Origin of the sequence: Phyllobacterium sp. 22229 (assembly GCF_052056495.1) — a bacterium.
Taxonomy (GTDB): domain Bacteria; phylum Pseudomonadota; class Alphaproteobacteria; order Rhizobiales; family Rhizobiaceae; genus Phyllobacterium; species Phyllobacterium myrsinacearum.
In genome coordinates, this window is record NZ_JBQEPA010000006.1 from 219,367 (window position 1) to 243,145 (window position 23,779).

19 protein-coding genes are annotated in these 23,779 nt (G+C 60.0%); 6 read left to right on the plus strand and 13 right to left on the minus strand.

The window, feature by feature from the left end:
• Nucleotides 1–83: 83 nt before the first annotated feature.
• Entirely contained in the window at nucleotides 84–1,391 is a 1,308-nt protein-coding gene (gene pncB / locus ACTJJ7_RS09790; protein WP_130271492.1) for a nicotinate phosphoribosyltransferase, read from the minus strand.
• Between the two features lie 279 nt (nucleotides 1,392–1,670).
• Between pncB and ACTJJ7_RS09795 the strand changes: the two genes are divergently transcribed.
• Entirely contained in the window at nucleotides 1,671–2,840 is a 1,170-nt protein-coding gene (locus ACTJJ7_RS09795) for an efflux RND transporter periplasmic adaptor subunit (protein ID WP_440966782.1), read from the plus strand.
• Nucleotides 2,841–2,848: 8 nt separating this feature from the next.
• Nucleotides 2,849–5,986, plus strand: coding sequence for an efflux RND transporter permease subunit (locus ACTJJ7_RS09800; protein ID WP_105734005.1), 3,138 nt, complete (start codon nucleotides 2,849–2,851; stop codon nucleotides 5,984–5,986).
• A 63-nt stretch (nucleotides 5,987–6,049) separates the two neighbouring features.
• Here the strand turns inward: ACTJJ7_RS09800 and ACTJJ7_RS09805 are convergent, their stop codons facing one another.
• From ACTJJ7_RS09805 to ACTJJ7_RS09840, 8 genes are all read right to left on the minus strand, one after another.
• Nucleotides 6,050–7,036 (minus strand): ABC transporter substrate-binding protein, encoded by a 987-nt coding sequence (locus ACTJJ7_RS09805; protein WP_105734004.1) that lies wholly within the window; start codon nucleotides 7,034–7,036, stop codon nucleotides 6,050–6,052.
• A gap of 26 nt (nucleotides 7,037–7,062) precedes the next feature.
• A complete protein-coding gene (locus ACTJJ7_RS09810) occupies nucleotides 7,063–8,172 on the minus strand; it encodes an ABC transporter permease (protein ID WP_440966785.1) in 1,110 nt (369 codons plus the stop codon).
• A complete protein-coding gene (locus tag ACTJJ7_RS09815; RefSeq protein ID WP_105734003.1) occupies nucleotides 8,169–9,044 on the minus strand; it encodes an ABC transporter permease in 876 nt (291 codons plus the stop codon). The genes ACTJJ7_RS09810 and ACTJJ7_RS09815 overlap by 4 nt, the downstream gene beginning before the upstream one ends.
• Nucleotides 9,041–9,502 carry an N-acetyltransferase family protein gene (locus tag ACTJJ7_RS09820; RefSeq protein WP_440966787.1) on the minus strand — a complete coding sequence of 154 codons (462 nt, stop codon included), beginning with the start codon at nucleotides 9,500–9,502 and terminating at the stop codon, nucleotides 9,041–9,043. The genes ACTJJ7_RS09815 and ACTJJ7_RS09820 overlap by 4 nt, the downstream gene beginning before the upstream one ends.
• 9 nt (nucleotides 9,503–9,511) lie before the next feature.
• Nucleotides 9,512–10,306, minus strand: a complete 795-nt coding sequence (locus ACTJJ7_RS09825) for an ABC transporter ATP-binding protein (protein WP_199537996.1) — start codon at nucleotides 10,304–10,306, stop codon at nucleotides 9,512–9,514.
• Between the two features lie 35 nt (nucleotides 10,307–10,341).
• Complete coding sequence (gene hydA, locus ACTJJ7_RS09830; protein ID WP_440966789.1) at nucleotides 10,342–11,796, minus strand: dihydropyrimidinase; 1,455 nt, start codon at nucleotides 11,794–11,796, stop codon at nucleotides 10,342–10,344.
• A 62-nt stretch (nucleotides 11,797–11,858) separates the two neighbouring features.
• Nucleotides 11,859–13,106 (minus strand): Zn-dependent hydrolase, encoded by a 1,248-nt coding sequence (locus tag ACTJJ7_RS09835; protein WP_440966791.1) that lies wholly within the window; start codon nucleotides 13,104–13,106, stop codon nucleotides 11,859–11,861.
• Between the two features lie 15 nt (nucleotides 13,107–13,121).
• Nucleotides 13,122–14,453: an aspartate aminotransferase family protein gene (locus ACTJJ7_RS09840; RefSeq protein WP_346305257.1), complete on the minus strand. Its 1,332-nt coding sequence runs from the start codon at nucleotides 14,451–14,453 to the stop codon at nucleotides 13,122–13,124.
• A gap of 210 nt (nucleotides 14,454–14,663) precedes the next feature.
• On the opposite strand from ACTJJ7_RS09840, the gene rutR reads away from it, so the two are divergent.
• Both rutR and ACTJJ7_RS09850 read left to right on the plus strand, forming a co-directional pair.
• On the plus strand, nucleotides 14,664–15,314 hold the full coding sequence (gene rutR, locus ACTJJ7_RS09845) for an HTH-type transcriptional regulator RutR (protein ID WP_105733998.1): 651 nt from the start codon (nucleotides 14,664–14,666) through the stop codon (nucleotides 15,312–15,314).
• 133 nt (nucleotides 15,315–15,447) lie between these two features.
• The gene (locus tag ACTJJ7_RS09850) at nucleotides 15,448–16,185 is read left to right on the plus strand and encodes an acetoacetate decarboxylase (RefSeq protein ID WP_105733997.1); all 738 of its coding nucleotides are present in this window, start codon (nucleotides 15,448–15,450) and stop codon (nucleotides 16,183–16,185) included.
• Nucleotides 16,186–16,226: 41 nt separating this feature from the next.
• Here the strand turns inward: ACTJJ7_RS09850 and preA are convergent, their stop codons facing one another.
• The 4 genes from preA to ACTJJ7_RS09870 all read right to left on the minus strand — a co-directional run bounded on the left by preA (nucleotide 16,227) and on the right by ACTJJ7_RS09870 (nucleotide 21,416).
• Complete coding sequence (gene preA / locus ACTJJ7_RS09855) at nucleotides 16,227–17,537, minus strand: NAD-dependent dihydropyrimidine dehydrogenase subunit PreA (RefSeq protein ID WP_130271505.1); 1,311 nt, start codon at nucleotides 17,535–17,537, stop codon at nucleotides 16,227–16,229.
• 11 nt (nucleotides 17,538–17,548) lie between these two features.
• Complete coding sequence (locus ACTJJ7_RS09860; RefSeq protein WP_440966795.1) at nucleotides 17,549–19,006, minus strand: NAD(P)-dependent oxidoreductase; 1,458 nt, start codon at nucleotides 19,004–19,006, stop codon at nucleotides 17,549–17,551.
• 228 nt (nucleotides 19,007–19,234) lie between these two features.
• Complete coding sequence (locus ACTJJ7_RS09865; RefSeq protein WP_440966797.1) at nucleotides 19,235–20,848, minus strand: GMC family oxidoreductase; 1,614 nt, start codon at nucleotides 20,846–20,848, stop codon at nucleotides 19,235–19,237.
• Nucleotides 20,849–20,972: 124 nt separating this feature from the next.
• Nucleotides 20,973–21,416 (minus strand): SRPBCC family protein, encoded by a 444-nt coding sequence (locus tag ACTJJ7_RS09870; RefSeq protein WP_130271511.1) that lies wholly within the window; start codon nucleotides 21,414–21,416, stop codon nucleotides 20,973–20,975.
• Between the two features lie 254 nt (nucleotides 21,417–21,670).
• Here ACTJJ7_RS09870 and ACTJJ7_RS09875 point away from each other — a divergent pair, with 254 nt between their 5' ends.
• Both ACTJJ7_RS09875 and pgi read left to right on the plus strand, forming a co-directional pair.
• Nucleotides 21,671–21,940 (plus strand): hypothetical protein, encoded by a 270-nt coding sequence (locus tag ACTJJ7_RS09875; protein ID WP_105733992.1) that lies wholly within the window; start codon nucleotides 21,671–21,673, stop codon nucleotides 21,938–21,940.
• Nucleotides 21,941–22,129: 189 nt separating this feature from the next.
• Entirely contained in the window at nucleotides 22,130–23,758 is a 1,629-nt protein-coding gene (pgi, locus tag ACTJJ7_RS09880) for a glucose-6-phosphate isomerase (RefSeq protein WP_440966858.1), read from the plus strand.
• Nucleotides 23,759–23,779: the final 21 nt, after the last annotated feature.

Here is a 23,779-nt window from a genome sequence, read left to right on the forward strand (position 1 = left end):
GCTGAATTTCCAAACCCCGCCGGCTTGCCGGCGGGGTTTTATTCATATCGGTCCACGCAGGATGGCAATGCGGCTTCTTCCGCTTAAACCTTCACGGCCTGTTCCACCCGGTCTTCCGCGCCGAACAACTCCAGATAGCGTTTGATTTCGGCTGCGTCGCCGGTTGCCTTCTTCGGATTGTCCGAAAGCTTGACGGCAGGACGGCCATTGGCTTCGCTGACCTTGCAGACCAGGGAAATGGCATTGAGCTGATCGTTGAAACGCGGTGCGCAATCCTCGAAATCATTGGTGAGGTTTGTCCCCCAGCCGAAGCTCATGCGCACTTTGCCCTTGAAGTGATGATAGGTTTCTTCGATCGTCTCGACGTCAAGCCCGTCTGAAAACACCAGGAGTTTGCCGCGCGGGTCCTTGCCCCTGGAGCGCCACCAGGACAGGATCTTTTCCCCGCCCTCGATTGGCGGCGCACTGTCCGGGCGAAAACCCGTCCAGTCGGCAACCCAGTCGGGTGCATCGCGCAGAAAGGCAGCGGTCCCGAATGCGTCCGGCAGCACGATGAGAAGATTGCCGCCATAGTAGCGGTTCCAGTCCTGCAGCACCTTGTAGGGCGACTTCAGCAATTCCTCGTCCGTCCGGCTGAGCGCCGCCAGGACCATCGGCAGCTCGTGCGCATTGGTGCCGAGCGCTTCCAGGTCATTGTCCATGGCGAGGAGCACATTGCTGGTGCCGGTAAAGGCTTCGCCGATGCCTTCCTTCAGGGCTTCCACGCACCAGCGCTGCCACAGGAACGAATGGCGGCGGCGGGTGCCGAAATCGGAAATCCGGATATCGGGCAGGGAGCGCAGCCGTTCCACCTTCGTCCACATCTTGGCCTTGGCACGGGCATAGAGCACGTCGAGTTCGAACCGCCCCATCTTCTTCATCGCCGCGCGCGAGCGCAGTTCATTGATGATGGTGAGCGCCGGGATTTCCCACATGGTCGTGTACATCCATGGGCCATGGAAGTTCAGCTCGTACTGGCCGTCCCGTTTGGTCAGCTCATATTCCGGCAGCTGGAAATGCGTCAGCCATTCGAGAAAGTCGGGTTCGAAGATCTGCTTCTTGCCATAGAACGTATTACCGCCAAGCCAGATCATTTCCTTCTTGGAAAAGCGGATGGTGCGGGCATGGTCGAGTTGCGCGCGCAGTTCTTCCTCGTCGATCTCGTCGCCCAGCCGGACGCGTGTGGTGCGGTTGATCAGCGTGAAGGTTGCATCAACCTTGGGGTAAACACCCCAGATCATCTGCAGCATCAGCAATTTATAGAAATCCGTATCCAGCAGACTGCGGACAATGGGGTCGAGTTTCCACGTGTGATTGAACACGCGGCGTGCAATGTCGGTCTTCGTCGCCATTGAATGCTCTCCTTCCGGAATTTCCGCCCGCCATGTTGCACGGCAGAAACCGCCCATCAAGCAGAACCGGGCATAACCGGCTAAATTCTGCAGTCAAAGCCTCGCAGGCATTTGCATTAAATCTTTGTAACCTCACCGTTTTGTCATTAACGGCGACATCAAAGCGCTTTATTCATGTCGCTAAACAACCTTTCGCGCCGGGATGCGCATTGGGATACAATCAAAAATACAGTGGTGCTGGCTCCGCGGGTGGCGGAACCGGCCTTTTTGGAGTGATGTATGAAAGTCTGGAAACAACTTGTTCTGGTTGTCGTTATCCTAGCCGTTGCCGGCGCGGGATGGCTGTATTTCTTTCCGGGCGCATCCAGTTTCCTGAAAAAGGCCGGTGCCGACAAGGTTCAGACCGCGGCAAAGGAACCAGCCCAACCCAATGGGCAGGGACGGGGCGGACAGGCCGTTCCGATCGTCGTCGTCCGAGCCGCCAACGCGGCCAAGATCAATGACAAGCTGTCGGCCATCGGCACGGGCAAGGCAAAGAGCTCGGTTTCGGTCACGCCGTTTGCTGCGGGACGCATGACGGAAATCCTGGTCACTTCGGGCACCAAGGTTGAGGCTGGTGACGTGATTGCCCGGCTTGATTCCGAGGCGGAGACCATCGCGGCCGACAAGGCGCGCACGATGCTCAAGGACGCCCAGACCAAGCTGAAACGCGCGGAAAATCTCAGCACCACCAACACCGTTTCCGCTGTGCAGGTGTCCGATGCCGGATTGGCTGTCGACAATGCCGGTCTCGACCTGCGTGAGGCCGAACTGGCGTTGGACCGGCGCGCCGTCAAGGCGCCGATTGGCGGCATCGTCGGTATTCTCCCCGTGAGTGCCGGCAATTACATCACCACGACGACGCAGATCGCGACCATCGCCGATCGCAGCGAAGTGCTGGTGGATTTCTGGGTGCCGGAACGCTTTGCCCCGGCCATCAAGGTCGGCGCCGCCGTCACCGCCACTTCCGTTGCCCGTCCGGGCGAGACGTTCAAGGGCACGATCAATGCCATCGACAACCGCATCGATCCTGACAGCCGCACGCTGCAGGTGCAGGCGAGGATCACCAATCCGAACGATGCCCTGCGCGAAGGCATGGCTTTCCAGGTGAATATGGGATTTGCCGGAGAGACCTATCCGACGGTCGATCCGCTGGCGATCCAGTGGGGCACGGACGGTGCCTATATCTGGAAGATTGCCGATAACAAGGCGCAGCGCGTTCCCGTCCGCATCATGCAGCGCAATGCAGCCTATGTTCTGGTCAATGCCGAGATCAACCCGGGTGACCTTATCGTCGCCGAAGGCGTGCAGGCCGTTCGCCAGGGTGGTACGGTCCAGATCAAGGGCCAGCCTGCCAACCAGACAGATTCCGGCGCGCGGCCGCTGGCTTCCGTTGGCGAACAGGGCTGAGGTGTGGCGTGAGCAATTCGCACGGACAGTCCGGCTCCAATTTCACCGCCCTTTTCATCCGCCGCCCGGTGTTGGCCCTGGTGCTCAATGCCCTGATCGTGGTTGCCGGGCTTGCCGCCTATTATGGCGTCGACGTGCGCGAACTGCCGGACGTCGACCGGCCCGTGGTGACGGTATCCACAACATTCCAGGCCGCCGCGGCCGAAACGGTCGACCGCGAGCTGACCGCTGCGATTGAAGGCGCGGTGTCGCGCGTTTCCGGCGTCAAAGCCATTTCCTCCAGCTCATCCTTCGGTATCAGCCGCGTCACCGTGGAATTCAACGACGGCGTCGATCTCAACGTTGCCGCCGCCGATATGCGCGATGCCATCAGCCGCATCACCAACACGCTGCCGGAACAGGCCGACCCGCCGCAGATCGTCAAGGCGGATGCCAATGCCGATGCGGTGATGCGCCTTGCCGTCACCTCGACCACGATGCCCGTTGAAGACATGACCGTTCTGGTCGAAGACCAGATCAAGGATGTGCTTGCATCAGTGCCCGGCGTCGCCGACGTGCAGATCAACGGCAACCGCAGCAAGATTTTCCGCATCGACATCGATCAGGGCAAACTGGCAAGCCTCGGGCTGACGGTCGCCAATGTCCGCACGGCCCTTGATACGATGGCGTTCGACACGCCTGCCGGCCAGATCAACAGCAGTGCCCAGAGCATCGTCGTTCGCGCCACCGCGCCGGTGTCGACGCCGGAGGACTTCGAAAACATCATCATCAAGGATCGCACCAAGATCCGGGATGTCGCAACCGTGACGCTTGGTCCCGATATCGGCACGTCGACACTGCGCGCCAATGGCAAGACCGGTATTGGTCTTGGCATTATCCGCCAGGCGCAATCCAACACGCTCGATATCTCCAAGGGTATCCGGACGGCCATCGGTCAATTGCAGAAGACATTGCCGGAAGGCGTCGATATCCGCGTGACCAGTGACGATGCCGATTTCATCAACGGTGCCGTGCATGAGGTTGAAATCGCACTGGGCGCCTCCGTCTTCATCATCATCCTGATCATCTACCTCTTCCTGTGGGATCTGCGTGCGACGCTGATCCCTGCCGTGTCGATGCCGGTTGCCCTGATCGGCACCATCTCGGCGATCTATCTCGCCGGGTTCTCGATCAACATTCTGACATTGCTGGCGCTGGTGCTGGCGACGGGTCTCGTGGTGGATGATGCCATTGTCGTGCTCGAAAATATCGTCCGGCGCCGCAACCAGGGCATGGGGCCGCGCGCCGCTGCCGTGCTTGGCACGCAGGAAGTGTTCTTTGCGGTCATTGCAACGACGGTGACGCTGGCGGCAGTGTTCGTGCCGCTCTCGTTCCTGCCCGGACAAACCGGCGGTCTGTTTCGCGAGTTCGGCTTCGTGCTGGCAATCTGCGTGCTGCTCTCGGCCGTCGTCGCGCTCACGCTCTGCCCGATGCTGGCTTCGCGCCTGCTCTCGGCAAGCGAAGCCAAGCATGAGGATATCAACCATTCGCCCGGCCTGATCAGGCGTGTAGGAGGCTGGTTCCTCGAAGCCTATCGCCGCATGCTGCACGGGTGCCTCGCCGCACCGTGGCTGGTGGTCCTGGCGTCGCTGCTGTTTGCCGGTGCGGCCTTTGGCGCCTTTTCGCTGCTCAAGCAGGAATTGACACCGAGTGAGGATCGCGCCTCCGCCTTCCTGCGCATCACCGCGCCGCAGGGTGTCAGCCTTGAATATCTCAACGACCAGATGCGCCAGATCGAAACGCTGATCCAGCCAATGCGCGATTCCGGCGAAATCCAGAATACCTTCTCCATCGCCGGACTGAACGGCAACACCAACCGCGGCTTCATGGTGCTCAGCCTTGCCACGTGGAAGGAACGCCACCGGACGCAGCAGGAAATTCTCGCCGACGTGTCCAAGCGCGTGCGCAATATTCCCGGCATCCAGGTTTTTGCCGCCCAGCCCAATTCGCTCGGCATTCGTGGCGCCGGCAACGGTCTGCAGTTCGCCATTGTCGGAACCAGTTACGCCGACCTCGGAACGGCCGCTGCCAAGATCGTGTCGGCGCTCGAAAAGGACAAACGTTTTGACCGGCCGCGCCTGACCAATGAACCGACGCAGCCACAGCTTTCCGTGTCCATCGATCGCGAGCGTGCATCCGATCTCGGCATCGAGATCACCGGCCTCGCCGAGGCGCTGCAATCGGTGCTGGACGGCTACAAGATTGGTTCGGTCTACATCGAGGACCGCAGTTTTGACGTGAAGCTGGTTTCGACCACCAATCCGATCAACGATCCGACGGATCTGGAAAACGTCTTCATGCGCACCAGCGACGGCCGCTTCGTGCCGATGGCGACCATCGCCAAGCTGACGGAAGTGGCCGTGCCGCCGGCATTGACCCGTGAGCAGCAGATGCGGTCTGTCGCCATCACCGCCGCGCTCAGCCCCGACTTTGCCCTCGGCGATGCCTACAAGGTGGCGCAGGAGGTGGCTGCACCGCTGCTCCCGCCGGGCTACCGCATCATTCCGCTCGCCGAGGCGGCAACGCTCGGCGAGAATTCCGCCAGCATGTTCGTCACCTTCGGTTTCGCCATCCTGATCATCCTGCTTGTGCTGGCCGCACAGTTTGAAAGCTTCATCAGCGCGGTTATCGTCATGGCGACTGTTCCGCTCGGCCTGGCCTGCGCGGTCTTCGCCATGATCCTGACCGGCACCAGCATGAACGTATACAGCCAGATCGGGCTGGTGCTGCTTGTCGGCATCATGGCCAAGAACGGTATTCTGATTGTGGAATTCGCCAATCATTTGCGCGATCAGGGCCGCACTGTGCGGCAGGCCATCGAGGAAGCCTCCAATATCCGGCTGCGCCCGGTGGTCATGACCATGCTCTGCGCCATTCTTGGCGGCGTTCCGCTGGTTCTGGCCAGCGGTGCTGGCGCTGAGGCCCGCATTGCCCTCGGCTGGGTCATCGTCGGCGGTCTCGGACTTGCCACGGCCTCGACGCTGTTCCTGACGCCGGTTGCCTATCTCCTGCTCGCCGGTTTCTCCAAGCCGAAGGCGGAAGAGGAAGCGCGGCTGGAACGGGAACTTCTGGAAGTGGTGTCCCAGCCACCCTTGCCTGCGGAATAGGGCGGTCTTTCTAAGCAAAAGGCGGGGATTGCTCCCCGCCTTTTTCATTGCGGCTGCGAATTATTATTTCGCGGCATCCGTGACCTTCGTTGTCCAGGCGCCTTCCGGCTTCTTGGTAATAACGGGATCGGAACCGCCGCCGAGGAGTGTGTCGACGGTGCGTTCTGCCGCTGCCACATCGAGCACGCCGGTTGAGCCTTCCGTCAGCTTGTTGATCTCGGCCACCATGCGCTTCTGATGCTTTTCCGTCTGCGCGCCGCTCGCATCGTTTTCAAGCACGATGTTGGCGGCTTCATCCGGATGCTGGCGGGCATAGTCCCAGCCCTTCATCGAGGCCTTGACGAAACGGGCAAGCTTTTCCACCATCTTCGGGTCATCGAGGCTCTTCTGCAGCACGTAGAGACCGTCTTCGAGCGTGGCCACCTTCTCGTCCTCATATTTGAACGTGACGAGTTGATCAGCAGGAATACCGGCATCGATCACCTGCCAGTATTCGTTGTAGGTCATGGTCGAGATGCAGTCCGCCTGCTTCTGGATCAGCGGATCGACGTTGAAGCCCTGCTTGAGGACGGTCACGCCATTCGGTCCGCCATCGGTCTTCAGGCCCAGATGGTTCATCCACGACAGGAACGGATATTCATTGCCGCCGAACCAGACGCCGAGGGTCTTGCCCTTGAAATCCTGTGGCTTGGTGATGCCGGTCTCCTTGCGGCAGGTCAGCATCATGCCCGAGCGCTTGAACGGCTGGGCGATATTGACGAGCGGCAGGCCCTTTTCACGGGTGGCAAGAGCCGACGGCATCCAGTCGACCACCACATCAGCGCCGCCACCGGCAATTACCTGCGGCGGGGCAACATCAGGCCCGCCCGGCTTGATCTCCACGTCGAGATTGGCCTCCTTGTAGAACCCCTTGTCCTTGGCGACGTAATAGCCGGCGAACTGGCCTTGCGTGACCCATTTGAGCTGCAGGGTCAGCTTGTCGGCAGCCAGCGCCGAACCCGCCATCAGCGTCATCGCCAGCCCCATCGTCAATGCAATCGTCTTCTTCATGTTTCAGTTCTCCTCTGTTCTTGTTTTTAAGTTCTGTAGGAAGGGTGCCAGAAAGTAACTGCCCGCTCGACGAGGGTAATAAGCCCGTAAGACAGGGAGCCCGCAAGCGCCGCGACGAAAATTTCCGCCCAGACCATATCGACATTCATGCGGCCGACTTCGGCCGAGATGCGGAAGCCCATGCCGACAATGGGCGAGCCGAAGAATTCGGCAACAATGGCGCCGATGAGGGCCAGCGTCGAATTGATCTTCAGCGCGTTGAAGATGAAGGGCATGGCGGCGGGAAGGCGTAGCTTCAAAAGGGTCTGTCCGTAGCTGGAGCCGTAGGTCTGCATCAGGTCGCGTTCCATCGCGCCGGATGCGGCAAGTCCGGCCACGGTATTCACCAGCATGGGAAAGAAGGTCATGATGACAACCACGGCGGCCTTCGATTCCCAGTAGGAGCCGAACCACATCACCATGATCGGTGCGATGCCGACAACCGGAAGAGCGGCCACAAGATTACCGATGGGCAGCAGTCCCCGGCGCAGGAAGGGTACCCGGTCGACAATGATGGCGGCAAGGAAGCCGGAGCCGCAGCCGATGGCATAACCGGCAATGGCGGCTTTCAAATAGGTCTGCTGAAAATCCGCCCAGAGCGTCGGCACGGAACTGGAAATGCGCTCCGCGATCATGGAGGGCGGCGGCAGCAGGATGCTCGGTACGCCGAAGCCGCGGACAATGATTTCCCACAGGATCAGCAGCCAGGCACCGAACAGCACCGGCAGGGCGAGATTGACCAGCCGCTGGGCCTGCGGCGAAGCCAGTTTCAAACCAGCCAGATTCTGCACGCTGAACCACGCAAGCAGCCAGGACGATACCACCATGCACCAGTAGCCGATCGACGGTCCGGACGGCTGCGGCATCGCGTGGAGCAGTCCGATGAGGCAGAAGGCGACCACATGGACAAGCACGAGAACGACGATCAGCGATGGTATAGATACGCTCGTGAACATGGCAACGGCGGCTGCAACGAACAGGATGACCGGGGTCGAATAGGTGAGCGTGTCGAAAACATCGCCGCCGGACGATATCAGCAATCCGGGAACGGCGAGCAGGAAGGCGGCAATGGCCAGCGGCGAACGGGATAGTTTCATGGCCGTACCCCCATGCGCCGGTTGACGAGTGTGGCCATCAGCCCGATCAGGCTGACGAGAATGGCCGCCATCAGCGCGGCTGCAATCAATGCGGCCCAGATCTGCACCGTCTGGCCGTAGTAGGAACCGGCCAGGAGCCGCGCACCGATGCCCGCGACCGCCCCGGTCGGCAATTCACCGACGATGGCGCCAACCAGGCTGATGGCGACGGCAATCTTCATCGAGGTGAAGAGATAGGGCATGGATGCCGGCCAGCGCAGCTTCCAGAATACCTGTGCCTTCGACGCGTTATAGGTGCGCATCAGGTCGAGATGCATAATCTCCGGTGAGCGCAGGCCCTTGACCATGCCGACGGCAACGGGAAAGAACGACAGGTAGGTGGAGATCATCGCTTTGGGCAAAAGCCCCGTGATGTTGACCGCGTTGAGCACCACGATGATCATCGGCGCAATGGCCAGGATCGGCACGGTCTGCGAGGTGATGATCCATGGCATCAGGCTTTTGTCCAGCGTGCGCGAATGGACTATGGCAATGGCCAGCAGGATGCCGAGCAGCGTGCCAAACCCGAAACCCAGCAGGGTCGAGGACAGGGTGACACCGCCGTGATAAACGAGGCTGCGTTTCGATGTCGGGCTGATATCGAAAACGGTCTTGCGGATTTCCTCGGCGACCTGATGCGGCGCGGGCAGGACCGGGCGCTCCTGCGCCATCGTGTTGGCAATCAGCTGGCCGGTGGAGATTGTCGTGTTGGCGCGTGCGGCCTGATCCCGTTCGAACGGCGCATTGAGGACAATGGCAAAGGCATACCACAGCGCCAGAATGGCCAGGAGGACCGTTCCCACCGGAATGACGCTGTTGCGGATGAAGTTCATGAATGCATCCCCGCTTCAGGCTGCCATCGGTACAGAATATCCGGCAAATGTTCTTCATTGTCCCCATCGGTGCGGCGCACTTCGGTGAAGCCTTCACGTTTGTAGAAGGATTGGGCGCCGGTATTTGCCACAAAGGTCCAAAGCTCTACCGGTCCCATGGCTTGCTGTTTGGCATGATCCAGCAATGCCTTGCCGACGCCCCTGCCGCGCCGGTCGGCATGCACGTAGAGCGCATTGACCATGTTGTCCGGCGCGAGTGCGACCATGCCGGCCACGGCGTCATTGTCATCGGCGACGAAGACTTCATATCTGGAAAAGACCGTATCGCAATAATAGTCCGTGACATCGTCGGCGGAATGAATGCGTGGCATCCATTCCGTCGCGTCGATCCACGCATTGACGATAGCCGCGCAGTCGGACATGTCACGCAGTTTGGCGGCGCGGATCGTGGTCATCATGCGCCCCGGCTATTCATCATAGGAATGGCCATGGCGCAGGCCCTCACGCACCCGGTGGGCAATCTCGAGAAATTCCGGCGTCTCGCGGATATCGAGCGTGCGTTCCGTGCCGAGATTGCAGTCGATGATCTCATGAATGCGGCCGGGACGCGGGCTCATCACCACGATCTTGGTCGACAGGAACACCGCTTCCGGAATGGAGTGCGTGACGAAGATCACCGTCTTCTGCGTCTTGGCCCACAGCTTCAGCAGCTGTTCGTTGAGGTGGTCGCGGACAATTTCGTCCAGCGCGCCGAACGGTTCGTCCATCAGCAGCATGTCGGGATCGAAGGATAGCGCCCGCGCTATGGAGGCGCGCTGCTGCATGCCGCCCGACAGCTGCCACGGGAATTTTTTCTCGAAACCGGCAAGGTTGACCAGCTCGAGGTTTTTGGCGATGCGGCTTGCCCGTTCGGCTTTGGGCACGCCCATCACTTCCAGCGGCAGGGAAATATTGCCGCCGATGGTGCGCCAGGGATAGAGCGCTGCCGCCTGGAACACGTAGCCGTAGGCGCGTTTCTGCCGCGCTTCCGACGGTGTCATGCCATTGACGGAAATGGCCCCTGATGTCGGCTGCTCCAGATCGGCGATCACCCGCAGGAGGGTGGTCTTGCCGCAGCCCGACGGCCCGATGAAGGATACGAATTCACCGCCATCGACCGCAAGATTGATGTTCGACAGGGCGTTGACCGGCCCGTCATTGGTCTGGAAAACCAGGGAGAGGTCCTTGACGTCGATCACATTCTTGGGCGTCGCGTTTGGCATTGACTGGGCCTTGGGTCGGAGCGCGACGACTGTCATCAGACACCCGCCGGTATGTTTTTCGGATCGCGTTCCACCTTACGCGGTGCCGTGAGTTCCTTCCACGTGGAAAGTGCACGATTGGCCGGTGCATTGGCCTCGCGTTCGACAAAGCGGCCGCTGCCGGTCGGCGCCAGCACTTCGCCGTCCTTGTAGGCGATCTGCCCGCGCGACAGGGTGATGCGCGGCAGGCCGGTAACCTCGATCCCTTCGAACACATTGTAGTCGATGGCGGATTTCTGTGTCTTGGCGGAAATCACCTTCGACGCTTCGGGGTCCCAGATGACGATATCCGCATCGGAGCCCTGCAGAATGGCACCCTTGCGCGGATAGATGTTGAGGATGCGGGCGATGTTGGTGGAGGTCACGGCCACGAACTCGTTCGGCGTCAGGCGGCCGGTGCGAACGCCCTTGGTCCATAAGACAGGCATGCGGTCTTCAAGGCCGCCGGTACCATTGGGAATCTTGGTGAAATCGCCGACGCCAAAACGCTTCTGTTCCGTGGTGAAGGCGCAGTGATCGGTTGCCACCACTTGCAGGCTGCCGGAGGCAAGACCAGCCCATAGGCCGTCCTGATGGCTCTTGTCGCGGAAGGGCGGCGACATCACCCGGCGGGCCGCGTAGTCCCAGTCCTTGTTCCTGTATTCGCTCTCGTCAAGCGTCAGATGCTGCACCAGCGGTTCGCCATAGACGCGCATGCCCTTCTGGCGGGCGCGGCGGATGGCTTCATGCGCCTGTTCGCACGACACGTGCACGATATAGAGCGGCACGCCGGCCTGATCGGCGATCATGATGGCGCGGTTGGCCGCTTCCCCTTCAATTTCCGGCGGGCGGGAATAGCCATGGGCTTCCGGTCCGTTGTTGCCTTCTGCCAGGAGTTTCTGCTGGAGATGCGCAACCACGTCGCCATTTTCCGCGTGGACCAGCGGCATGGCGCCGATTTCGGCGCAGCGCGTGAATGAGGCGAACATCTCGTCATCGTCCACCATCAGGGCGCCCTTATAGGCCATGAAATGCTTGAACGTGTTGATGCCGCGTTCCACCACCTTCGGCATCTCGTCAAAAATCTGCTTGTTCCAGCCGGTGATGGCCATGTGGAAGGAATAGTCGGTGCGCGCCTTGCCCGCCTTCTGGAACCAGTCCTGCAAGGCTGCCAGCAAGCCATCGGCGCCGGGCAGGACGAAATCGACCACCATGGTGGTGCCGCCCGCCAGCGCAGCGGCGGTGCCGGTGTCGAAATCATCGGAAGAGTGCGTGCCCATGAAGGGCATTTCGAGATGGGTATGCGGATCGATGCCGCCCGGCATCAGGTAACAGCCCGTCGCATCGATGATCTCATCGCCGGAAAGATCAGCGCCGATCTGAGCGATGATGCCGCCGTCGATCAGCACATCCGCCTTGTAGGTGCGGTCGGCGGCAATGATGGTTCCGCCTTTGATCACTTTCGTAGCCATGTGTCCGTTCCCCTTATTGGTCTTTTGTCGAACATGTTGCTCTGTATGGAAATGATATCCGGTCAGGTCTGAATCACGGCCGTTTCCAGAACAGCATGCAGGAGGACGTCCGCGCCGGCGGCCGCCCATTCCTTGGAAATCTCTTCATCTTCATTGTGGCTGAGTCCGTCGACGCAGGGACACATGACCATGGCAGTGGGCGCAACCCGGTTGACCCAGCAGGCGTCGTGCCCCGCGCCGGAAATGATGTTGCGGTGGCTGTAACCCAGCCGCTCGGCTGCATTGCGCACGGCAGTGACGCAGCCTTCGTCGAACGTCACCGGATCGAAGTGCCCGGCTTCCTCGATCTCGATGCCGAGACCGAGCTCCTTGGCAATCTCGGGTGCTTTTTTCTCAAGCTCCGCCTTCATTGCATTGAGTGTCGCAAGGTCGGGCGAGCGGAAATCGACGGTGAAAACCACCTTGCCGGGAATGACATTTCGGGAGTTGGGATAGACATCGCAATGGCCGATGGCGCCGACCGCGCTGGGTTGGTGCGCCATGGCGATGGTGTGCACGAGTTCGGTGATGCGGGCCATGCCGAGCCCGGCGTTCCGGCGCATGGGCATTGGCGTTGAACCCGTATGGCTGTCTTTGCCGGTCAGCGTGATCTGCAGCCACCACAGGCCCTGGCCATGGGTGACGACGCCGATATCCTTGCCTTCGATTTCAAGGATCGGGCCCTGCTCGATATGCAGTTCGAACAGCGCGTGCATCTTGCGCGCGCCCACCGCCTCGTCACCCTTCCAGCCGATGCGCTCCAGCTCGTCGCCGAACTTTTTACCTTTGGCGTCTTCCCGCGTATAGGCCCAGTCCTGTGTGTGAATACCGGCAAAAACGCCCGATGCCAGCATGGCGGGGGCAAAGCGCGTGCCTTCCTCATTGGTCCAGTTGACCACGACAATCGGGTGTTTTGTCTTGATGTTGAGGTCGTTGAGGGTACGGACAAGTTCGAGCCCGCCGAGGACACCGAGCACGCCGTCATATTTGCCGCCGGTGGGCTGGGTGTCGAGATGGCTCCCGACATAGACGGGCAGGGCATCCGGGTCCGTGCCTTCACGGCGGAAGAACATATTGCCCATGGTGTCGACGCCCATGGTCAGGCCAGCCTTTTCGCACCAGCTTTGGAACAGGCGCCTGCCTTCCGCGTCTTCATCGGTCAGGGTCTGACGGTTGTTGCCGCCGCGCAAGCCGGGGCCGATCTTTGCCATCTCCATCAGGCTGTCCCAGAGACGGTCGCCGTTGATCCTGAGATTTCCAGTGAGCGCCATGTGAGAGCCTTTCAACTATGCCAGATTTTTCAGGACATCGGCCAGCGTATCGAAGAGATGCTCGATCTGGCCCTTGGTGATGATCAGGGGTGGCGACAGCGCAATGATATCGCCGGTGGTGCGGATAAGAACACCCTTTTCATAGGCATCAAGGAATGCCTGGAAAGCGCGCTTGGTCGGTGCGCCTGGTATGGGTTCCAGCTCGATGGCGCCGATCAGGCCGAGATTGCGGATGTCGATGACATGCGGCAGGCCCTTCAGGGCATGCAATGCATCGGCCCAGTAATCGGAAAGCTCCGCCGCCCGGGTGAGCAGGCCCTCTTCCTCATAGGTATCCAGCGTTGCAAGCGCTGCCGCGCAGGCAACAGGGTGGCCGGAATAGGTGTAGCCATGGAAGAGTTCGATCATGTTTTCCGGGCCGGTCATGAACGCATCGTAGATCTGCTTGGACGCAAATACCGCGCCCATCGGGATCACGCCGCTGGTGATGCCCTTGGCAGTGGTGATGAGATCGGGAACCACGCCGAAATAATCGACGGCGAAGGGGGTGCCGAGACGGCCGAAACCGGTGATGACTTCATCGAAAATCAGCAGGATATCGTTCTTGGTGCAGATCTCGCGCAGGCGCTGCAGATAGCCTTTCGGCGGAATGAGCACGCCGGTCGATCCGGCCACCGGCTCGACGATGACAGCGGCGATGTTGGACGCATCGTGCAGGGCGATGACTTTTTCCAGGTCATCGGCAAATTCGACGCCATATTCGGGCTCGCCGCGCGTGAAGGCGTTGCGGGCGAGATCGTGGGTATGGCGGATGTGGTCGACACCGCCGAGCGCGTTGCCGAACGTCTTGCGGTTGCCGGAAATGCCGCCGACTGAAATGCCACCGAAGCCGACGCCGTGGTAGCCGCGCTCGCGGCCGATCAGCTTGGTCTTGGTACCGTTGCCCTTGGCGCGGTGATAGGCGAGGGCAATCTTGAGCGCCGTATCGACCGATTCCGAACCGGAATTGGTGAAGAAGACATGATCGATGGGTGACGGCAGCATGGCCGCAAGCCGTGCAGCCAGTTCGAAGACCTTGGGATGGCCCATCTGGAATGCAGGCGCGTAGTCGAGTTCGGCAACCTGCTTCTGTACCGCCTCGACGATTTTCGGGCGCGAATGACCGGCGTTGCAGCACCAGAGACCGGCGGTTCCGTCGAGAATTTCGCGGCCGTCTGCGGACTTGAAATGCATGTCCTTGGCGCTGACCAGAAGACGGGGATTTTGCTTGAACTGCCTGTTTGCCGAAAACGGCATCCAGAACGCCTCGAGATTATTGGTGCCCAATCCCAATGCCGATTTCGACATGTGACATACGCCTCCTGTTTGCGGACATTGCCGCTTGTTTTGTGTTCCCGAATGATTGAACCTGTGGTGCAATCAAAAACTTGACTAGTTGGTCAAAATGCAGGCTAGAAGAGCATAGGAAGCCGGTCAAGCGCTTTATGGGGAATAAAAGCGGTTCCAGGATGCGACGAAACGGCCCGTCGCGCCGGATAACAAAAAGGGATGAGTGGCATGGCGAGGGCAGCGAAGAAAAAGACGAGCGATGTGCCGGAAAAGACGACGCGCATCCAGGAAATCAATCGCCGTCTCATCCTCGATGCCGCGCTCGATGTTTTCTCCGCCTATGGCTTTCGCGGCACCACCATCGACCAGATTGCTGACAAGGCGGGGATGTCGAAGCCGAACCTTCTCTATTATTTCCCGCGCAAGCAGAACATCTATGTGACGCTGCTGGAAGAGACGCTGGCCGAGTGGCTGGCGCCGCTGGCGGAAATCGATCCCGAGGGTGACCCGATCGAGCAGTTGCGCAAATACATAACCCTGAAAATCCGCATGTCGGAAAGCCACCCGGAAGCGTCACGGCTGTTTGCCAACGAAGTATTGCATGGCGCACCCGCCATCAGCGAATTTCTGAGCAAGCACCTGAAGCCGCTGGTCGATGACAAGGCGGCGGTGATCCGCCGCTGGGTGGGCGAGGGCAAGCTCGCGCCGGTCGACCCCTATCACCTGATTTTCATGATCTGGGCGACCACGCAGCACTATGCGGATTTCGATGTGCAGGTCCGTGCCATCATGGGCAATCAGGTTGGCCGCCCCGGCTTCCGCGAGCAGACGGCGCAGGCGGTGCTGAGCATCATTCTCAATGGGATCCGCCCGCGCTGACACAAACACCTGCCTCACGCGAAATTGACAGACGCGGATTGTGCATTGCACTATTGTCCTGCTGCGCCGCAATATCTGTTGCCGCGCCTGACTTGCATCAAAGCCAGTTTCCCTGACATCCGGAGATGCCCCCGTGAAAATATCCGATGTTCGTTCCGCCTACGCCATGCCGCTCACCAACCCGTCCTATCCGCCGGGTCCATACCGTTTCATCAACCGCGAATTTGTGGTCATCACCTATCGCACCGATCCGGAAGCACTGCGCGCGGTGGTACCGGAACCGCTTGAGATCGCCGAACCCATTGTCAAATTCGAGTTCATCCGCATGCCGGATTCGACCGGCTTTGGCGATTACACAGAATCCGGTCAGGTCATCCCGGTGCGGTTCAACGGCAAGGAGGGCGTCTACGTCCATTCCATGTATCTCGACGATGATGCGCCGATTGCCGGCGGACGTGAGATCTGGGGCTTTCCCAAGAAACTCGCCAAGCCGAAAATCTCCCATGAGGGAGAAACCATCCTCGGCACGCTGCATTACGGCAGTGTGCTCTGTGCGACGGGCACCATGGGCTACAAGCACAAGCCGGCCGATCATGCGGCCGTATTGAAATCAATGCTGCTGCCGAATTACCTCATCAAGATCATTCCGCATGTGGACGGCACCGCGCGCATCTGCGAACTGGTCGAGTATCACCTGCAGGATATCGATCTGAAGGGTGCCTGGACGGCACCGGCAGCGCTCGAACTTCATGCGCACGTCATGGCCAATGTTGCGGGCCTGCCCGTGCTGGAGGTCTTGTCGGGAACGCATTTCATTGCCGATCTGACCCTCGGGCTCGGGGAAGTCGTGTACGATTATATGAAAGGATAATGGTCTGACAAAAAACCCGCCTTAACGGCGGGTTTTGAATGTTATTCGGCAGCGGCCTTGGCCATCGGATTGTTCGGATGGGTGGTCCAGTTGGCGTAGTCCGGCTGGATCGGCAGCTTGGTGCGCGGGTCGACCCCAGAGGTCATCGGCACCATGGTGATGCAGTTGTCGACCGGGCAGACGTTGACACACAGATTGCAGCCGACGCATTCCTCGTCGATCACCTCGAAATGCCGGGCGCCATCCACCATCGCCGTGATGGCCTGGTGCGATGTGTCTTCGCAGGCAATGTGGCAGCGGCCGCATTTGATGCACAGGTCCTGGTCGATCTGCGCCTTGGTGATGTAGTTGAGATTAAGGTACTGCCAGTCGGAGACGTTCGGCACGGCCATGCCGCGGAAATCCTCGATGGATGTGAAGCCGCGCGAGTCCATCCAGTCGGAGAGGCCGTCGATCATTTCCTGCACGACCTTGAAGCCGTAGGTCATGGCCGCCGTGCACACCTGCACATTGCCGCAACCGAGCGCGATGAATTCCGCGGCATCGCGCCATGTGGTGATGCCGCCGATGCCGGAGATCGGCAGGCCGCGCGTCTCCGCATCGCGGGCAATTTCCGCCACCATGTTGAGCGCGATCGGTTTGACCGCCGGGCCGCAATAACCGCCATGCGATCCGCGCCCGTCAATCGAAGGATTGGGCGCGAAAGTATCGAGATCGACCGACACGATGGAGTTGATCGTGTTGATCAGCGACACGGCATCGGTGCCGCCGGATTTTGCTGCCCGTGCCGGTTTGCGGATATCGGTGATGTTCGGCGTCAGCTTGGTGATGACCGGCATGCGCGTATACTGCTTGCACCAGCGCACCACCATCTCGATATATTCCGGCACCTGGCCGACGGCCGCGCCCATGCCGCGTTCCGACATGCCGTGCGGGCAGCCGAAATTGAGCTCGATGCCGTCCGCACCGGTAGCTTCGACAAGCGGCAGGATGGCTTTCCAGGCGTTCTCCTCGCAGGGCACCATGATCGAGGCGATCAGCGCCCGGTCCGGCCACTTCTTCTTCACCTCGGTCATTTCACGCAGGTTCACTTCCAGCGGACGGTCGGTGATGAGTTCGATATTGTTCAGGCCGAGCAAGCGCCGGTCCGGACCGTGGATCGCGCCATAGCGCGGACCGTTGACGTTGACGACGGGCGGGCCCTCTTCGCCCAGTGTCTTCCACACAACGCCGCCCCAGCCCGCCTTGAAGGCGCGCTCGACATTGTAGGCCTTGTCTGTCGGCGGCGCGGAGGCCAGCCAAAATGGGTTGGGGGATTTGATGCCGAGGAAATTCGATGAAAGATCAGCCATGTCGATCTCCTTCAGCCAGCGATGTGGCTTGGATGGGTGGGGTGCTGTGCCGGTGCCGATGCGCTGTCCGGATTTTCCGCCATCACGGCTTCGACAAAACCGCTGACCTTCTCCGGCTGCTGCGTCAGTGACCGGTGGATGGATTCAGCGGCAAGCTTGCCGTCCTGCACCGCGGCCACGGTCAGGTCCTGGCCGCCGGCGATGCAATCGCCGCCAGCCCATATGCCGGGGATCGAGGTGCGGCGGTCGTCGTCGACGCTGATACGCCCCTTCGACAGGGCAAGCCCGGCTTCGGCAAGGATGCTCTCTGCCGGCGTCTGGCCGATGGCCTTGAAAATCTGGTCGCTGGCAAGGGTGATGCTTTCGCCGGTGGCGGCAAGCCTGCCGTCGGCCATGGCGGTATAGTCCAGCGTGATGCCGCAGACTTCACCCGACGCGTTGCGGGTAAGCGCCCGCGGCTGCAACCAGTGGCGGATGATGACCCCGGTCTTCAGCGCCAGCTCCTGCTCATAGGGGCTGGCATTCATGCTTTCCGGCCCGCGCCGGTAGGCGATGATGACATTCTCGGCGCCCAGCAGCTTGGTCTGCACAGCCACGTCGATGGCCGTCATGCCGCCGCCGATGACGACGACGTCGCGCCCGACAGCGATCTGCGACAGGTCCTCGCTCTGGCGCAATACGGAGATGTAGTCGACAGCGTCGATACAACCGGCTGCATCCTCGCCTTCGAGGCCTAGCTCGTTCACACCCGGCAATCCCATGCCGAGGAAAACCGCATCAAAACCGGCTTTCAGCGCGTCGATGCTGATGTCCCGGCCAAGTGCCTTGTCATTCTCGATGGTGATGCCGCCGATTTCTAGAATGAAATCGAGTTCCTTCTGAGCAAAATTATCGACACTCTTATAGGCGGCAATGCCATATTCGTTGAGGCCGCCGGCTTTCGGCCTGGCCTCGAAAATCGTCACGTTGTAACCGTGCTTGGCCAGGCGGTGCGCTGCCGAAAGACCGGCCGGGCCTGCACCAACCACGGCGACGCTCTTGCCCGTCGGCTCGGCGCGCTTGAAGGGATGCTGGCCCTTTTCCATCAGGTGATCGGTGGCGTAGCGCTGCAGAAGACCGATTTTAACCGGCTTGCCCTCGGCGGTCTCGCGTACGCAGGCCTGTTCGCACAGGGTTTCGGTCGGGCAGACGCGGGCACACATGCCGCCGAGAATGTTTTCCGAAAGAATGGTTTTCGCCGAGCCGGTGGGATTGTCGGCGGCAATCTGGCGGATGAACAGCGGAATATCGATGCCCGTGGGGCAGGCATTCATGCAGGGGGCATCGTAGCAGAAGTAACAGCGATCCGATTCGACAAACGCCTCATGCCGCGTCAGTGCCGGGTGCAGATCGGAAAAAACATCGATGTAGGCGTCGGACTCAAGCCGCCCGGCCTTCACATCACGGATTCCAGAATCGATCGATCCCATGAAATCGCCTCTCCATTTCTGAAATTGCAGCATCCCGTTCCCTTGGGGCGTGCTGCAATTTGGTGATGGGCCGGTTTGTCCGGCACCTGTTGAGAGAAAGAATGGCAGATTTTCTCAAAAGGTCAAATTTTTTATCAAACGGTCAATAAATATGAAATTGAGTCATATTCGTTTCGTTTGCGTGGCTGAATATCCACGCAAATCTGGCAGAGGCAGCGGGTGAAACGGCTAGGTCAGCTCGTCCAAAACAAGGCTTGCGCCTTTCGCGCCGACCATCATGGCTGCGGCGTTGGTGTTGCCCGATATGATATTGGGGAAGATGGAGCAGTCGATGACGCGCAGTGCTTCGATGCCATGCACCCGCAGGCGCGGGTCGACCACCGCTGCCGCCGGGTCCGGTCCCATGCGGCAGGTCGAAACCGGGTGATAGACCGTACCGCTCCGGCGGCGGAAATCGGCAATGAGATCCCCGTCGCTTCGGCACTGCGGGCCGGGCAGCAATTCCTCGACAATCAGCTTCGACAGGGCCGGTGCGGCAGCAATTTTCCGCAGGAACTTCACCGCATCCAGCATCTCGGCAACATCGTAATCGGTCGAAAACGCATTCGGAACGATCTTCGGGGCGTCAAGCGGATTGCCGGAGCGGATGTGGATGGACCCGACGCTGGTCGGACGGCAATTGGACAGGCCGATGGAAAAGCCCGGCCATGGATCCGGTGTCAGGATCGGGCGCTCGCCTTCCCCCGGTCGTACAGTCGAAAAGGCCTGGAAATACAACTGCATGTTCGGACGCTGGCGCGAAGGGTCGGTGCGAAAGAAACCTCCGCCCTGATTCAGGCTGATCGACAGAGGCCCCGTCCGCAACAGCAGATATTCGATACCGACACGCAGTTTCCCCCACCACGGACGCAGCACCTGGTTGAGCGAGGCAACATTGGCCCTATAGGTATAATTGATGCCGAGATGGTCCTGCAGATTCTCGCCTACCTGGCTGTTGGCGTGCACAAGAGGAATGCCGAACTGCGCCAGGCGTGCCGCATCGCCAATGCCCGAAAGTTCGAGCAGCTGCGGTGTATTGACCGAACCGCCGCACAGGATCACTTCGCGCCCGGCCATGACGGTCTCGGTCTGGCCGTTGCGGGTGAAAGCGACGCCGGCGGCCCGTTTGCCCTCAAAGACAATCCGCTGCACCATCGCGCCGGTCAGAACCGTCACATTGCGGCGCTTCATCGCCGGGCGCAGAAAGGCTCTGGCGGCGGACATGCGCCTGCCGCCTTTCGTGGTTAGCTGAAATGGCCCTGTGCCCTCCTGTGTGGCGCCGTTGAAATCGGGGTTATAGCGCAGGCCTGCCTCCTGTGCGCCCTTCAGAATCTGATTGGCCAGCGGATGAAACAGGTGCGCGCAATCGGTGACGTGCAACGGCCCGCCGCGGCCAAGGCTTTTCGCGGGGCCATCATGGTCTTCCAGCGCCTGAAACACCGGCAGCACATCGTCATAGCCCCAGCCGGGATTGCCGCGCTCGCGCCATTCGTCGAAATCCTCCTTCGCGCCCCGGATATAGACCATGGCATTGATCGAACTCGAACCGCCCAGCACCTTGCCGCGCGGCCAGTAATCCGCATTGCCGCCAAGACCCGGATCGGCTTCGGCCTTGTACATCCAGTTGACGGATTTGTCGTAGAAGGTCTTGCCGTAACCAAGCGGCATCTGCACGAAGAACCGCCGGTCCGTCCCTCCCGCTTCCAGGACAAGAACCGTGTGGCGTCCGCTGGCCGACAAGCGCTCGGCGACAACCGATCCGGCAGAGCCCGATCCGACGATAATGAAATCAAACACGCGCATGAATTCCAGCCTGAATACAATCTATTGATCCAGGCAGGATATCCGGCTTCGTCGTATCAGACCCAAACGTCATTCCGCCATGGCTTATGGAAAATGCGACAGGCCCGTCGAATTGTCCGGCGTGTCAGCTGCCGGCGGCGGCCTGACCGAGCTTCTCGAAGAACTGGGTGGCGAGTTTCTTGGCCGAAGAGGATATCAGGCGGCTGCCGAGCTGGGCGATCTTGCCGCCGACATCGGCATTGACGGAATAGGCAAGCACGGTCTCGCCGCCGTCCTCGGTAAGGGTAACGTCGGCACCGCCCTTGGCAAAACCGGCAATGCCGCCCTTGCCCTCGCCCGTGATCGTATAGGACAGCGGAGGATTGAGATTGCTCAATTCGACTTTGCCATTGAATCGGGCCTTGACCGGTCCGAGTTTGACACCGACCGTCGCTTCCAGCTCCGTATCGGAAATCCGTTCGAGGCTTTCGCAGCCAGGGATGCAGGCCTTCAACACGTCCGTATCGTTCAATGCTTTCCAGACTGCTTCGCGGGGCGCAGCAATGCGTTCTTCGCCGGTCATATCCATTCTTCAAGGCCTCCCTGGAAGAAGAAAGCTAAGATAGACGGCTTCATCTGTCCATGATTTATAAAAATTCGTTCTTCCTATCCATGTATTAAATCCTGTCACAAAACATCATGATACTGGCGATGAAGACGCTGGACCGGACAGGAACGGTGTAATAACAGGATTAAGACTTTGTGATTCCGCAGGGATGACGGCCACAAAGTACTGACCCAAGTATTTTTCTACCTCACTCATCTCATCAAGGGAGACTGCACATGAAATTGAAAATGGTCGCCGGCATTTCGCTGCTGGCTGTCGCTCTCGTCGGTTGCTCCAAAGCCCCTACCTGCACCCAGGAAGAGCTGACCAAAAAGGCCGGTGAAATCACCGCCGCCGTTCAACAGGTCGTTACCAAGGATCCGTCCAAGGCCCAGGGAATCGTTACCAAGATGCAGGAACTGGCCGCCAAGTATCAGGGCCAGACCGATCTGAAAGACGCCTGCAAGGCGTATGACGACGTTCTCGCAGCCATCAAGGGCTCGTAAACTTTCGCGCCGCAGTTCCGCCCGGATTTGCGGCGCAGACTTACCTGATGTTAAATCGGAAGAGATTCTGATTTATGAGCGTACGATCTAAATCGATTGAAAAAAAATGATTCCAGTGGCAGGTTTCTGCCTGCCGGGATCAAGGCGTGACTTCAGGAGAGAGATATGGCGACGGTGAAAGCGAACGACCTGCGTGGTGCGGTTCAGGCATTGAAAGCACACTTCAAAAGCGGCGCGCCGAAAAACATGCGGGCGGCCTTTGCAGAAGATCCCAAACGCTTCTCCCGCTATTCCCTCAGTCTCGATGATCTTCTCCTCGACTGGTCAAAATGCCTCGTCAATGACGAGACGCTGTCTCTTCTTGCCGATCTGGCAAAGATTGCCCATGTCGAAGCCCGGCGCGACGCGATGTTTGCCGGCGAACCAATCAACAATACGGAAGGCCGCGCTGTCCTGCACGTGGCGCTGCGCAACCGTTCCAACAAGCCGGTCAAGGTCGATGGCGTGGACGTGATGCCCGGTGTCAACGACGTGCTGAAGCGCATGGGCGCCTATGCGGATGGCCTGCGCTCCGGCGCCATCAAGGGCTCCAAGAACAAGCCGATCACCGATGTGATCAATATCGGCATTGGCGGCTCCGATCTTGGACCGGCCATGGCGACGCTCGCCCTGTCCCCCTATCACGACGGGCCGAAGACCCATTTCGTCTCCAACGTCGACGGCGCGCATATCGCCGATACCCTGAAAGACCTTGATCCGGCAACGACGCTGATCATCATCGCCTCGAAAACCTTCACCACCATCGAGACCATGACCAATGCCCGGGCTGCACGCAAATGGATTGCCGATGCGCTGGGCGAAAAGGCCGTCGGACAGCATTTTGCCGCCGTTTCCACAGCGCTCGACAAGGTCGACGCTTTCGGCATCCCGGCGGATCGCATTTTCGGTTTCTGGGATTGGGTCGGCGGCCGCTATTCCATCTGGTCGGCTATCGGCCTGCCATTGATGATTGCCATCGGGCCGGAGAACTTTGGCCGGTTCCTTGATGGTGCCCATGCGATGGACGAACATTTCCGCAAGGCAGCGCTTTCCAAGAACCTGCCGATGATGCTGGGTCTGGTCGGTTACTGGCACCGCGCCATTTCAGGCTATACCAGCCGCGCTGTCATTCCTTACGATCAGCGGCTGGCCCGCCTGCCGGCCTATCTGCAGCAACTCGATATGGAATCGAATGGCAAGGGTGTCACTGTCGACGGCAAGCCGGTTTCCGGTCCCACCGGTCCGGTGGTGTGGGGTGAACCAGGCACCAATGGCCAGCATGCATTCTTCCAGCTCCTGCATCAGGGTACGGACACGATCCCGCTCGAATTCATCGTGGCGGCGAAGGGCCACGAGCCGCATCTCGACAACCAGCACGAAATGCTGCTGGCCAATTGCCTGGCCCAGTCGGAAGCCCTGATGAAAGGCCGCACGCTGGAGGAAGCCAAGGCACAGCTCGCGGCAAAGAACCTGCCGAAATCCGAGGTGAACCGCATTGCGCCGCACCGCGTTTTCAAGGGCAACCGGCCGTCGATCACCATCGTTTATGACAAACTCGACCCCTATGCGCTGGGCCGCCTGATCGCGCTCTACGAGCACCGCGTTTTTGTCGAGGCCCAGCTTTTCGGTATCAATGCCTTCGATCAATGGGGTGTCGAGCTTGGCAAGGAGCTGGCAACGGAGCTTTTGCCGATCGTCTCCGGCGAGGCAAAACCAAAGGGCAAGGACGCATCCACGCAAGGTCTTGTCGCGCACTTGAGGAAGCGTCGCGGCAAATAGGCTATAGTGGCCCGATAACAA

Excerpts from the sequence above, each read along its gene's own strand:
- ACTJJ7_RS09865 (WP_440966797.1), bottom strand. The coding sequence starts at position 20,848 with ATGCGCGTGTTTGATTTCATTATCGTCGGATCGGGCTCTGCCGGATCG.
- rutR (WP_105733998.1), top strand. The coding sequence starts at position 14,664 with ATGGCGAGGGCAGCGAAGAAAAAGACGAGCGATGTGCCGGAAAAGACG.
- hydA (WP_440966789.1), bottom strand. The coding sequence starts at position 11,796 with ATGGCTACGAAAGTGATCAAAGGCGGAACCATCATTGCCGCCGACCGC.
- ACTJJ7_RS09875 (WP_105733992.1), top strand. The coding sequence starts at position 21,671 with ATGAAATTGAAAATGGTCGCCGGCATTTCGCTGCTGGCTGTCGCTCTC.
- preA (WP_130271505.1), bottom strand. The coding sequence starts at position 17,537 with ATGGCTGATCTTTCATCGAATTTCCTCGGCATCAAATCCCCCAACCCA.
- pncB (WP_130271492.1), bottom strand. The coding sequence starts at position 1,391 with ATGGCGACGAAGACCGACATTGCACGCCGCGTGTTCAATCACACGTGG.
- ACTJJ7_RS09870 (WP_130271511.1), bottom strand. The coding sequence starts at position 21,416 with ATGGATATGACCGGCGAAGAACGCATTGCTGCGCCCCGCGAAGCAGTC.
- ACTJJ7_RS09805 (WP_105734004.1), bottom strand. The coding sequence starts at position 7,036 with ATGAAGAAGACGATTGCATTGACGATGGGGCTGGCGATGACGCTGATG.
- ACTJJ7_RS09795 (WP_440966782.1), top strand. The coding sequence starts at position 1,671 with ATGAAAGTCTGGAAACAACTTGTTCTGGTTGTCGTTATCCTAGCCGTT.
- ACTJJ7_RS09840 (WP_346305257.1), bottom strand. The coding sequence starts at position 14,453 with ATGTCGAAATCGGCATTGGGATTGGGCACCAATAATCTCGAGGCGTTC.
- ACTJJ7_RS09835 (WP_440966791.1), bottom strand. The coding sequence starts at position 13,106 with ATGGCGCTCACTGGAAATCTCAGGATCAACGGCGACCGTCTCTGGGAC.
- ACTJJ7_RS09820 (WP_440966787.1), bottom strand. The coding sequence starts at position 9,502 with ATGATGACCACGATCCGCGCCGCCAAACTGCGTGACATGTCCGACTGC.
- ACTJJ7_RS09815 (WP_105734003.1), bottom strand. The coding sequence starts at position 9,044 with ATGAACTTCATCCGCAACAGCGTCATTCCGGTGGGAACGGTCCTCCTG.
- ACTJJ7_RS09810 (WP_440966785.1), bottom strand. The coding sequence starts at position 8,172 with ATGAAACTATCCCGTTCGCCGCTGGCCATTGCCGCCTTCCTGCTCGCC.
- ACTJJ7_RS09825 (WP_199537996.1), bottom strand. The coding sequence starts at position 10,306 with ATGCCAAACGCGACGCCCAAGAATGTGATCGACGTCAAGGACCTCTCC.
- ACTJJ7_RS09860 (WP_440966795.1), bottom strand. The coding sequence starts at position 19,006 with ATGGGATCGATCGATTCTGGAATCCGTGATGTGAAGGCCGGGCGGCTT.